At 64.1% G+C, this 11866-nt stretch carries 9 protein-coding genes and 1 pseudogene; 3 read left to right on the top strand and 7 right to left on the bottom strand.

Annotation, left to right across the window (positions count from 1 at the left end; translation table 11 throughout):
* Window positions 1-41: 41 nt before the first annotated feature.
* The 5 genes from KYC_RS16375 to metE form a co-directional block, all read right to left on the bottom strand.
* Window positions 42-740, bottom strand: a complete 699-nt coding sequence (locus KYC_RS16375; RefSeq protein ID WP_008164298.1) for a TerC family protein — start codon at window positions 738-740, stop codon at window positions 42-44.
* Window positions 741-1005: 265 nt separating this feature from the next.
* Window positions 1006-1887: a succinate--CoA ligase subunit alpha gene (gene sucD / locus KYC_RS16370; RefSeq protein WP_008164297.1), complete on the bottom strand. Its 882-nt coding sequence runs from the start codon at window positions 1885-1887 to the stop codon at window positions 1006-1008.
* A 22-nt stretch (window positions 1888-1909) separates the two neighbouring features.
* Window positions 1910-3070 (bottom strand): ADP-forming succinate--CoA ligase subunit beta, encoded by a 1161-nt coding sequence (gene sucC, locus KYC_RS16365; RefSeq protein WP_008164296.1) that lies wholly within the window; start codon window positions 3068-3070, stop codon window positions 1910-1912.
* 10 nt (window positions 3071-3080) lie between these two features.
* Window positions 3081-3683 carry a DUF2889 domain-containing protein gene (locus KYC_RS16360; protein ID WP_043518656.1) on the bottom strand — a complete coding sequence of 201 codons (603 nt, stop codon included), beginning with the start codon at window positions 3681-3683 and terminating at the stop codon, window positions 3081-3083.
* Between the two features lie 210 nt (window positions 3684-3893).
* Entirely contained in the window at window positions 3894-6191 is a 2298-nt protein-coding gene (gene metE / locus KYC_RS16355) for a 5-methyltetrahydropteroyltriglutamate--homocysteine S-methyltransferase (RefSeq protein ID WP_008164294.1), read from the bottom strand.
* A gap of 194 nt (window positions 6192-6385) precedes the next feature.
* Here metE and KYC_RS16350 point away from each other — a divergent pair.
* Window positions 6386-7302, top strand: a pseudogene (locus KYC_RS16350) (LysR substrate-binding domain-containing protein).
* A 62-nt stretch (window positions 7303-7364) separates the two neighbouring features.
* Here the strand turns inward: KYC_RS16350 and recX are convergent.
* Window positions 7365-8048 carry a recombination regulator RecX gene (recX, locus tag KYC_RS16345; protein ID WP_008164293.1) on the bottom strand — a complete coding sequence of 228 codons (684 nt, stop codon included), beginning with the start codon at window positions 8046-8048 and terminating at the stop codon, window positions 7365-7367.
* Between the two features lie 123 nt (window positions 8049-8171).
* Window positions 8172-9233 carry a recombinase RecA gene (gene recA, locus KYC_RS16340; protein ID WP_008164289.1) on the bottom strand — a complete coding sequence of 354 codons (1062 nt, stop codon included), beginning with the start codon at window positions 9231-9233 and terminating at the stop codon, window positions 8172-8174.
* A gap of 372 nt (window positions 9234-9605) precedes the next feature.
* Here recA and KYC_RS16335 point away from each other — a divergent pair, with 372 nt between their 5' ends.
* Together KYC_RS16335 and KYC_RS16330 are read left to right on the top strand one after the other, a co-directional pair.
* Window positions 9606-10295 carry a response regulator transcription factor gene (locus tag KYC_RS16335; protein WP_008164287.1) on the top strand — a complete coding sequence of 230 codons (690 nt, stop codon included), beginning with the start codon at window positions 9606-9608 and terminating at the stop codon, window positions 10293-10295.
* A 112-nt stretch (window positions 10296-10407) separates the two neighbouring features.
* The gene (locus tag KYC_RS16330) at window positions 10408-11784 is read left to right on the top strand and encodes a sensor histidine kinase (RefSeq protein ID WP_085945475.1); all 1377 of its coding nucleotides are present in this window, start codon (window positions 10408-10410) and stop codon (window positions 11782-11784) included.
* Window positions 11785-11866 lie beyond the last annotated feature (82 nt).

The following is an 11866-nucleotide window of genomic DNA, read 5'->3' as shown; positions in this document are numbered from 1 at the left end:
GGCGAGAGAATTCAGGACAACTTATTATTGTAGTTCAGCTTTCAGTCAGCTTTCTGACGCATCTGCAAAACTTTACCAATCGCCAGGACCAGCACTGCGCCGAGCGCGCCAGTCATCAAGGCAAAGCTGTGCTGCGTCACGCCCAGGGCTGCGTCGATGCGCGCCACGGGTTCTTGCAGGGCGGGATCGCCCACCAGCAGTTCGCCGGCGATGAAGCCCAACAAGGCCGCCCCCACCCAGACGATGACCGGGAAGCGTTCGATGACTTTCAAAAGCAGCGTGCTGCCAAAGATGACCAGGGGAATACTGATCGCCAGGCCCACAACCAGCAAGGTCGTGTCGCCCATCGCCGCGGCGGCGACCGCCACCACGTTGTCCAGGCTCATGACCAGGTCGGCAATCATGATAGTGCGAATCGCGGTCAGCAGATTGCCTTGCGTCTTACCCGCGCCATCTTCTTCGCCTTCCGGCAACAGCAGTGTCACGCCGATGTAGACCAAAAGCAACGCGCCGATCAGCTTGAGCCAAGGCAGCAACAGCAGTTTGGCCGCGACGAGCGTCAGCACGATACGCATGATGATCGCGGCGGCGGAACCGACGACGATCGCTTTCTTCTGTTGCGCCGGGGGCAGCGACCGCGCTGCCAGCGCAATAACCACGGCGTTGTCGCCCGATAGCAGAATGTTGACCCAAATGATCTGGAGCAACGCTATCCAGAATGCCGCTGAACTGAGTTCCATGCCTCTCTTTCCTAGGTGTGATCCCCCTAGGAGAAAACCAATTTAATGGATGAATTGAACGCAAAAAACGTACTGACCGTCTTGGTGCGAGCCCGACGGCATTCTTGCTGGTACGCGCAAAATTTCTTTCATTATAGTTTCGTTCAGCTTTCCGTATGATTGGCCCGACCGCATCCTGGACGCGGGATTACCCTAGGAAGCCGCCAAAAACACGGACAAAAAAAAGCCCGCCGAAGCGGGCTTTTTTATCGCGCATTGCTGTGGCTTACAGCACCGACTTGAGCAGCTTGCCCATTTCGGAGGGGTTGCGCGTGGTGCGGATGCCGCAAGCTTCCATGACTTCCAGCTTGGCGTCGGCCGTGTCGGCGCCGCCAGAGATCAGGGCGCCAGCGTGGCCCATGCGCTTTCCGGGAGGAGCGGTGACGCCAGCGATGAAGCCGACGACCGGCTTCTTCATGTTGTCCTTGGCCCACTCGGCAGCGTTGACTTCGTCCGGACCGCCGATTTCGCCGATCATGATGACGGCGTCGGTATCGGGATCGTCATTGAACAGCTTGAGCACGTCGACGTGCTTCAGGCCGTTGATGGGATCGCCGCCGATGCCGACGGCGCTGGATTGGCCCAGGCCCAGCTCGGTGACTTGCGCCACGGCTTCGTACGTCAGGGTGCCCGAACGGCTGACGATGCCGATGCGGCCCTTGCGGTGGATGTGACCCGGCATGATGCCGATCTTGATTTCGTCGGGGGTGATCAGACCCGGGCAGTTCGGGCCCAGCAGCAGCGTCTTGCTGCCCTTGGCCTTCATGCGGTTCTTGACTTCCAGCATGTCGCGGACCGGGATGCCTTCGGTAATGCAGATCACCAGTTCCAGTTCGGCTTCGACAGCTTCCCAGATGGCGGCGGCGGCGCCGGCGGGCGGCACGTAGATGACGGACACGGTGGCGCCCGTGTCGGCCTTGGCGTCCTTGACCGACGCGAAGATCGGCACGCCTTCGAAGTCTTCACCCGCCTTCTTGGGGTTCACGCCGGCCACGAAAGCGGCCTTGCCATTGGCGTACTCACGGCACATGCGGGTGTGGAACTGGCCCGTCTTGCCCGTGATGCCCTGGGTGATGACCTTGGTGTCCTTGTTGATCAGAATCGACATTTGTGAATCCTTGATTTTCTCTTTACTTGACGGCGGCTACGACGCGGGTGGCGGCTTCGGCCATCGTGTCGGCGCTGATGATCGGCAGGCCCGACTCGGCCAGCATCTTCTTGCCGAGTTCTTCGTTGGTGCCCTTCATGCGGACGACCAGCGGCACGTTCAGGTTGACGGCCTTGCAAGCAGCGATCACGCCTTCGGCGATGACGTCGCAGCGCATGATGCCGCCGAAGATGTTGACCAGGATCGCCTTGACGCTCTTGTTGGCCAGCATGATCTTGAACGCTTCGGTGACCTTCTCGGCCGTGGCGCCGCCGCCGACGTCCAGGAAGTTGGCCGGCTCGCCGCCGAACAGCTTGATGGTGTCCATGGTGGCCATGGCCAGACCGGCGCCGTTCACCAGGCAGCCGATGTTGCCGTCGAGCTGGATGTAGGCCAGGTCGAACTTGCTGGCTTCGATTTCAGCGGGATCTTCTTCGTCCAGGTCGCGGTAGGCGACGATTTCCGGATGACGGAACAGGGCGTTGGAGTCGAAGTTGAACTTGGCGTCCAGGGCGATGATGTTGCCCTTGCTGTCGCGGTTCAGCGGGTTGATTTCGACCAGCGACGCGTCGGTGTCCATGTAGCACTTGTAGAGCTTCTGGAACACGTCCACGGCTTGGGCGGTGGAGTCGGCGGGCAGGCCGATCGCGTTGGCGATCTTGGTGGCTTGCTCGGCGGACAGGCCGGTCAGCGGGTCGATGTATTCGGTGATGATCTTCTCGGGGGTGGAGTGAGCCACTTCCTCGATGTCCATGCCGCCTTCGCTGGAGGCGATGAAGGCGACCTTCTGCGTGGCGCGGTCGGTGACCAGCGAAACGTAGTATTCCTTCTGGATGTCGGCGCCGTCTTCGATATACAGGCGACGGACCTTCTGGCCTTCGGGGCCGGTCTGGTGCGTGACCAGCTGCATGCCCAGGATTTCGGAGGCGAGCTTGCGGACGTCGTCCAGCGAGCGCGCCAGCTTGACGCCGCCGCCCTTGCCGCGGCCGCCAGCATGGATTTGTGCCTTGACGACCCAAACCGGTCCACCCAGCTTTTCAGCGGCAGCCACGGCCTCGTCGACGGAAAGAGCGGGGATCCCGCGCGGCACGGGGACGCCAAATTGCTTCAGCAGTTCCTTGCCTTGATACTCGTGGATTTTCATGTGTTACCTGTCAGGACGTATGAGAAAAAGAAGGTGAATCGGAGGTCGAATCGGCCGATGCCTCAGCGCTACCCCCGGTGTACCACTCGGGATAATGCTCAGCCACTACGGGGCCGCCGGTGCTCAGCGCATGGCAGCCGTCCAGTTGGAATGGACGCCGGTTCGGGTTGATTTCCTGCCGCCGGCGGTTGGCCATGGTCTGGACCGCCGCAGTGGGAAGCACCTGCGACAGTTCGGTCATGTGCGTACAGCCTTCCACGTGCCCGAAACGTTCCTTGACCTGGCGGCGGAACCCTTTGAGCAGGTTCATGCCGATCAAGTCAGTGTACGCCGGCTCGATGGCCTTGCAATGTTCCCCATAAGGCGCCGCGTCATAGACGGCCTGAGCCGCCACGATCGAGAAATTCTCGTCGATGGTGATGCGCAGATGCATATGGTGGATGGGTTGCCCGGCCTTGAACATCTCGCCGTCGCGCTTGGGGAAATCGTACGCCTTGACGTCGATAAGCTCGGCTTCCAGATCCCAGTTGCCGTCATCGCGCGCATACGACTGCACGCGTATGGAACGCGTATGCAGCGGTTGGCGAGGATAATCCGGCGGTGGCAAGGGCATGCTTGGGGCCTGCGGGGCGAAGATGGCCCGCGCGTAATAATGGTGCGCGGCAACAAAACCTTCAAAGTATAGCGCAGGCCGCTACGTAGCAACCGTATTCTTGGGCGGGTCCGGCGCAGGGCAAGCCGGAACGGCCGGGCCCGCGGGCATGGCGCCGCAACGGGCCGAAAGGCGGGGACGGGCTTGCCCGCCCCGCCCCGGACAAGCCGGCTACGCGGCTTCGCGCAGCGCGCGCGCGGCCTGCACCATGCCGATCAGCGCAGCTTCCGTTTCCGGCCAGGCGCGGGTCTTCAGGCCGCAATCGGGATTCACCCAGAGACGCTCCCTGGGCAGGCGGGCGGCGGCCTTGTTCATCAGGTCCACCATCCAGTCCACCTCAGGCACGTTCGGCGAATGGATGTCGTACACGCCGGGGCCGATGTCGTTCGGGTAGCGGAAGTCCTCGAACGCCTTGAGCAGCTCCATGTTGGAACGCGAAGTTTCGATCGTGATCACATCCGCATCCATGGCCGCGATCGACTCAATGATGTCATTGAACTCCGAATAGCACATGTGGGTGTGGATCTGCGTTGCTTCGCGCACGCCGGCGGTCGACAGGCGGAAGCAATCCACCGCCCAGTCCAGGTACGCCTGCCAGTCGGCGCGGCGCAGCGGCAAGCCTTCGCGGATGGCGGGCTCGTCGATCTGGATGACATTGATGCCGGCCGCTTCCAGGTCCACGACTTCGTCGCGCAGCGCCAGCGCCAGCTGGCGGCAGGTCTGTTCACGCGGCTGGTCGTCGCGCACGAACGACCACTGCAAAATGGTGACAGGGCCAGTCAGCATGCCCTTGACGGGCTTGTCGGTCAGGGACTGCGCATAAGACGACCAACCTACCGTCATAGGCGCCGGACGGGCCACGTCGCCGAAAATGATCGGCGGCTTGACGCAACGCGAGCCATAACTCTGCACCCAGCCGTTCCGGGTGAAGGCAAAGCCCGCCAGCAGTTCTCCGAAATACTCAACCATGTCGTTGCGCTCGGGCTCGCCATGGACCAGCACATCCAGGCCCACCTTCTCCTGGAAGCGGATGACTTCCTCGATTTCCTTGCGGATCGCAGTCTCGTAGGCCGAATCCGTCAGCGCGCCAGCCTTCCAGTCGCGGCGCAGCGCCCGAATTTCGGCAGTCTGCGGGAAGGAGCCGATGGTCGTGGTCGGATAGGCGGGCAGCCCCAGTTGTTCCTGCTGGCGGGCGATGCGGCTGGCGAACGGCGCGCGGTCGCGCGACACCCCGGCGGCGGCGGCCATGCGCTGAGCCACGGCCGGGTTGTGGATCCGGACCGAAGCGCGGCGCGCGGCGAGCGCGGCGCGTTGCGTGGCCAGGCCTTCCTGCACCGAGGGATCCGTCGCGCTGTCGAGGGCGCGGCCCAGCAGGCTAAGTTCGTCCAGTTTCTGCGTCGCAAACGAGAGCCAGCTCTTCAATTCGGCGTCCAGTTCGGTTTCATTGGCCAGGTCCACCGGAACGTGCAGCAGCGAGCACGACGGGGCCAGCCACAGGCGGTCGCCAAGCTGCTGCTTGACCGGCGCCAGCGCCGCAATGGCCGCATCCAGGTCGGTGCGCCAGATGTTGCGGCCGTTGATGACGCCGGCGGACAGCACCTGCCCGGCGCGCAGGCCGGCAACCACGTCGGCCAGTTGCTCGGGCGCGCGAACCAGGTCTACATGCAGGCCGGCCACCGGCAACGCCAGCGCGGCGGGCAGGTTGTCCTTCAGGCCGTCGAAATAGGTGGCGACCAACAACTTGACCGGGCTGGCCGAAAACCTGGCGTAGACCTGCTGGAAGGCATCACGCCAGGCTTGCGGCAGATCCAGCGCCAGGATGGGTTCGTCGATCTGCACCCACTCCACGCCCAGCCCGGAAAAGCGCGCCAGCACCTCTTCGTAGACCGGCAGCAGCGCGGCCAGCAATTGCAGCTTGCCCGCGTCGGCGGCGCCGTCCGCATAGGCATCGCCCTTGCCCTGGTACAGCCAGGTCAGCGGCCCAGGAATCACCGGCTTGACCGCCAGGCCCAGCGCCTGCGCTTCCTTGACCTGCGCGAAAAGCGATTCGCGGGCAATCCGGAACGTCTGCCCCGGCACCAATTCCGGGACGATGTAGTGGTAATTGGTGTCGAACCATTTGGTCATTTCGCAGGCGGCAGCCGGCTTGCCGGTCGGTGCACGGCCGCGGCCCATGCGGAACAGTGTGTCGAGCGTGACGGGTTCGGTGTCTTTCTGGCCAAAGCGGGCGGGCACGGCGCCCAGCAGCGTCGTCCATTCCAGGATCTGGTCATACCAGGCGAAATCGCCGACGGGCACGAACTTCAGGCCGGCGGCGGCTTGCAGCTTCCAGTGCCGGGCGCGCAGTTCACGGCCGGTTTCTTCCAGCGCTTCGGCGGTCTGCTTGCCCGCCCAATAGCCCTCGACGGCGCGCTTCAGTTCGCGCTGAGCGCCAATGCGGGGAAAACCCAAGTTATGAATAACAGTCATGATAACTCCACGAAAGTATAAATTTGTTCAAGTGACAGCTATTCTGCGGGCAAATTAAAATGAATCAAAATCAATGTCTACATTCATAAGATGAGGAAATCTCATAAAATATTTGCATATTCCGGATCTGCGGGCATGGAACCGGACCTTGCCGCCCGCCCAGGGCCCGTCCTTGCACTGATATTTCCGCTCTGATGCTAGAAATCCGCCACCTTGAAACGCTCACCGCCATTCGTGATGGCGGCAGCCTGCAGGAGGCCGCCGAGCGCCTGCACCTGACGCAGTCGGCCCTGTCGCACCAGTTGCGCGACCTGGAAACGCGCCTGGGCACGCCCCTGCTTAACCGCCGCACCCGACCGGCCCGGCTGACCACCGCCGGCCTGCGCGTGCTGGCGCTGGCCGACGAGGTCCTGCCCCGCATCCGCGCCACAGAGCGCGATCTGCAGCGGCTGGCGGCCGGACGCACCGGACGTCTGCACCTGGCCATTGATTGCCACTCCTGCTTTCAATGGCTGATGCCTGCGCTGGACGCCTTCCGAGTCCAGTGGCCGGATGTGGCGCTGGACCTGTCGGCCGCCTTTTCATTCGCCCCCTGCCCGCCTTGGTGCGCGGAGACCTGGACCTGGTCATCACGTCCGACCCCCAGCCGCTGGACGCCGTGGAATACCTGCCGCTGTTCAAATACGAGTTGGTACTGGCGGTGTCGGAGTCCAATCCGCTGGCCAGCAGCAAATTCGTCATGCCCGAGCAACTGGCAGACCAGACGCTGATCACCTATCCGGTGGACAAGCAGCGCCTGGACGTCTTCACGGCGTTCCTGGATCCCGCGGATGTCGAACCCGCCGCCATCCGCAAGGCGGAACTGACGCCGATCATTGCGCAGCTCGTCGCCAGCAACCGCGGCGTCGCGGCGCTGCCGAACTGGGCGCTTACCGAATACATGAATCAGGGTTGGTTGCGGCTCTGCCGGCTGGGGCCGCAGGGTGTGTGGCGCACTCTGTATGCCACAGTGCGCAGTGAGGACACGGACGCCTCGTATATCGAGGAATTCCTGACCATCACCCGCGACGTCTGCTTCAAGACCTTGGCTGGGATCAAGTCGGCAAAGTAGCGGCAGGCGGGCGTGCGCAAGCAGAAATTGCCTGCCGCCCTGGACGTGGGCCGGGCGAACGCCTAGTCCTCGTCGCCCTCGCCCAGGATGCGACGAATGACGTCGTGCGCGAATCCGCGGCTGGCCAGGAAGCGGGCCTGCTTGGCGTAAGCGCTGCGATCGGCCGGCTTGGCGTCGAATCGTTTTTTCCAGACCTCCAGGGCCCGGTCGTATTCGGTGGCGCGAAGCTGGTCGCGCAGTTCGGCGACCTGATTGTCGTCGACCCCATGCTGGCGCAATTCCTGCACGATGCGCGCCGCACCCTGGCGCGTTGCGCGCCGGTGAACCAGGCTTTGCGCAAAGCGCTCCGTGGACAGCCACCCTTCTTTCTCGAGCGCATCCAGCACGGCCTCGACTTCGGCGGCGTCTTCGGCGTAAGGAGCCAGTTTGCGAGCCAGTTCTGCACGCGCGTGTTCGCGCCGCGACAGATAGCCCACCGCGCGCATCTTCAGGGACGGCCCTTTGCGAGCCTGGCCGGCATCCTCGGCGGCGGCGTCGCCGGCGGTAGCGCGGCGGTTACGCGCCGCGCCGCGCTGTTCGGAACTGCGCTGCCATTGATCGGCCTGGCTGTCCGGTGCGCCGGCATCCCGCTCGCCACGCGCGTCGGACGTGCGGCGCAAGCCTTGCGGCTTGGCCACCGTTTCGAATTCGTCGTCCAGCCTGGCGCGTAGGCGGTCGGCGGACGCGGGAGTCGATTTCCAGCTCATGCGCTTCCTGCTTGCTATGCAAAACGGCAGGCCCGTCAAGGCGCCTGCCGCGATACGCCGGCCACAGGAGGCCGGCGCAAGGTCGCAGAGGACGAATCGCCCGCGACCTGAAAGCCGATTCGATTATTCGGCGGTGTCTTCCGCCGTGGGAACGAATTCGGCCGCGCGGCTGACGATGCCCTGATTTTCGCGGACGCGGTTTTCGATCTCGATGGCCAGCTCCTTGTGCTCTTTCAGGTATTCGCGGACATTGTCCTTGCCCTGGCCGATGCGGTTGCCGTTATAGCTGTACCAGGCGCCGGACTTGTCCACGACGTTGGCGGCCACGCCCAGGTCGATGATTTCGCCTTCGCGCGAGATGCCGGCGCCGTACATGATGTCGAATTCGGCCTGCTTGAACGGCGGCGCGACCTTGTTCTTCACGACCTTCACGCGGGTTTCATTGCCGACGACTTCGTCGCCCTTCTTGATGGAACCGATGCGGCGGATGTCCAGGCGCACGGATGCGTAGAACTTGAGCGCGTTGCCGCCGGTGGTGGTTTCGGGGTTGCCGAACATGACGCCGATCTTCATGCGGATCTGGTTGATGAAGATGACCATGCAGTTGGTCTTCTTGATGGTGGCGGTCAGTTTGCGCAGCGCCTGGCTCATCAGGCGGGCTTGCAGGCCGGGCAGAGAATCGCCCATTTCGCCTTCGATTTCGGCCTTGGGCACCAGCGCGGCCACCGAGTCCACGACGATCAGGTCGACGGAACCGGAGCGCACCAGCGCATCGGTGATTTCCAAGGCCTGTTCGCCCGTGTCCGGCTGCGAGATCAGCAGGTCCGACAGGTTGACGCCCAGCTTCGAGGCGTACTGGACGTCCAGCGCGTGTTCGGCGTCGACGAAGGCGCAGGTGCCGCCCAGCTTTTGCATTTCAGCGACGACCTGCAGCGTCAGCGTGGTCTTGCCCGACGATTCCGGACCGTAGATTTCGACCACGCGGCCGCGCGGCAGGCCGCCGACGCCCAACGCGATGTCCAGGCCGAGCGAACCCGTGGAAACCACCTGGATGTCGTGCGAGACCTCGTTGTCGCCGTAGCGCATGATCGAGCCCTTGCCGAACTGCTTTTCGATCTGCGAAAGCGCGGCGGCAAGCGCCTTGGCCTTTTCCGAAGCGGCGGCCTTGGTGGTTTTGTCGTCCATGTGGAGTCCTGTCTGTAACGTATCTGGATGTCTGGGAAAACTGCGGTCTGACAGCAATGTCTGACGGGTTGGGTCAGGCGTGTCCGGCAAGCCCGTAACGCCGGGCCGGGGGTGTTGCGTCCCCGCGTGGAGTTACGTCTTAAGCTACGCCTTAAGCTACGGATCAGATTATGGCATCGGATTGTACTGTACAAAAAACCAGTGTGCCAGTCTTTTGCACGTATACCCTGAGTGGCAAGCGTTGCGCCGTATGACAGAATTGAAATAGATCCCGGTATTTTGCCCCTTTTCCGCCACCGGGCGCCCCAAGGCGGAAGGCGCCTCCCGCAAGCGGGGGCAGGCGCGCGGCGGGTTCTTTCCTTGCAGCAGCCCATGCGTATCCTGATCGCCGAAGACGACAGCATCCTGGCCGACGGCCTTTCCCGTTCGTTGCGCCACAACGGCTATGCCGTGGATGCGGTGCGCGACGGGCTGGCGGCCGATTCCGCGCTGGCCGCCCAGGCATTCGACCTGCTCATCCTGGACCTCGGCCTGCCGCAACTGGCCGGGCTGGAAGTCCTGCGCCGCCTGCGCGCGCGCAACTCCGCCCTGCCGGTGCTCATCCTCACCGCCGCCGACAGCATCGAGCAGCGCGTCAAGGGCCTGGACCTCGGCGCCGACGACTACATGGCCAAGCCCTTCGCGCTGTCCGAGCTAGAGGCCCGCGTGCGGGCGCTGACCCGGCGCGGCGCCGGCGGCGGCGCCACGATGATCAAGCACGGGCGGCTGCTGTTCGACCAGACGGGCCGCGTGGCCATCGTGGACGACCAGACGCTGGACCTGTCGGCCCGCGAAGTCAGCCTGCTCGAGATCCTCCTGACACGCAGCGGGCGCATGGTCAGCAAGACCCAGCTGGTCGACCACCTCTGCGAATGGGGCGAGGAAGTCAGCACCAACGCCATCGAGGTCTACGTGCACCGCCTGCGCAAGAAGCTAGAGCCGAGCGGCGTGAAGATCGTGACCGTACGCGGCCTGGGCTACTGTCTTGAGCGGGACCAGGGTGCGGCGTACCTCTCGAGCTGAGCCCGCGCCAGAGCCGCTCAACCAGGAAGCCCTGGAAATCACGCAAGCCGGGGCCAAGGGCCCGAGCTTCGCGCCGCCCCAGCGCTCCCTGCTGGGCGAGATCCTGGACTGGATGCTGGCGCCGCTGTTTCTCCTGTGGCCGATGAGCGTCGCCATCACCTATGTGGTGGCGCAGAACATCGCCAACGTGCCCTACGACCGCGCGCTTGCCAACAATCTTCATGTGCTGACGCGGCAGGTCCACGCCCAGGACGGGCGCGCCGTGCTGAAAATGACCGACGCCGCGCGCGACGTGCTGCGCGCCGACGAAACCGACAGCGTGTTCTGGCTGGCCCTGGGCAGCCGCGGCGAATACCTGGGCGGCGACCGCGCGCTGCCCCTGCCCGCCACGGTGGGGCAGCCCCGGCCCGGCGAGGTTCAGTACGAGGACGACACGCTGCGCGGATTCGGGATCCGGCTGGCGTTCACGTGGGTCGACCTGCACATCCCCGACACCCAGCCCGCGCTTTTGATCGTGGCGGAAACCGTCGAAAAACGCACGCAGCTGGCCAACGACATCATCAAGGGCGTGATCATCCCGCAGTTCGTGGTGCTGCCCATCGCCGTACTGCTCGTGTGGTTCGGCCTGTCGCGCGGCGTGGCGCCGCTGAATGCGTTGCAGCAGCGCCTGCGGGCCCGCCGTCCCGACGACCTGTCGCCGATCGACGAGCGCGCCGCGCCATCCGAGATCGCGCCGCTGGTGGCGGCCATGAACGACCTGCTGGACCGCCTGTCCGCCAACGTCCAGGCGCAGCGCCGCTTCGTTGCCGACGCGGCCCACCAGTTGAAGACGCCGCTGGCCGGCCTGCGGACCCAGGCCGAACTGGCGCTGCGCGACGCCAGCCCCGAGGAAATGCAATCCAGCCTGCGCCAGTTGGTGACCGGATCCGAGCGCGCGACCCGGCTGGTCAACCAGTTGCTCTTGCTGGCCCGCGCCGAAAATCCCAGCGCGATCGGCCTGACCCGCACAGACATCAACGCCATCGCCTACGAGCAGACCATGCAGTGGGTGCCGCTGGCGCTGTCGCTCAGCACCGACCTGGGCTTCGAAGGGTCGGACACCCCCGTCGAGATCAACGGCAACCCGCTGCTGCTGGCCGAACTGCTCAACAACCTGGTGGACAACGCGCTGCGCTACACGCCGCGCGGCGGCCATATCACTGTGCGCGTGCTGGAATCGGACGGCCAGGCGGTGCTGGAAGTGGAAGACTCGGGACCGGGCATCCCGCCCGAAGAGCGCGAACGCGTGTTCGACCGCTTCTACCGCGTACTGGGCACCTCGTCCGACGGCAGCGGCCTGGGCCTTGCCATCGTGCGCGAGATCACGCAGAAACATCAGGCGAGCGTGATGATTGGCGACCATCCTTCCCAATATTCCGACCTGCCCGGCACCCGCATCCGCGTCACGTTTCCCTTGTTTGCTCAGGCGCAGGATCAAACAGACGGCTAAGGACTATCCCTAGCCCTCCCCGGCATGCTTACCATTTGTTTCAATTTTAAGATTCAAGTAAGTGTCCCGTCAGAACCTCGTC

The sequence above is a fragment of the Achromobacter arsenitoxydans SY8 genome (assembly GCF_000236785.1).
Lineage (GTDB): Bacteria > Pseudomonadota > Gammaproteobacteria > Burkholderiales > Burkholderiaceae_B > Achromobacter > Achromobacter arsenitoxydans.
The sequence above is the reverse complement of the archived record's forward strand: the minus strand, read 5'-3'. Positions and strand labels throughout refer to the sequence as shown.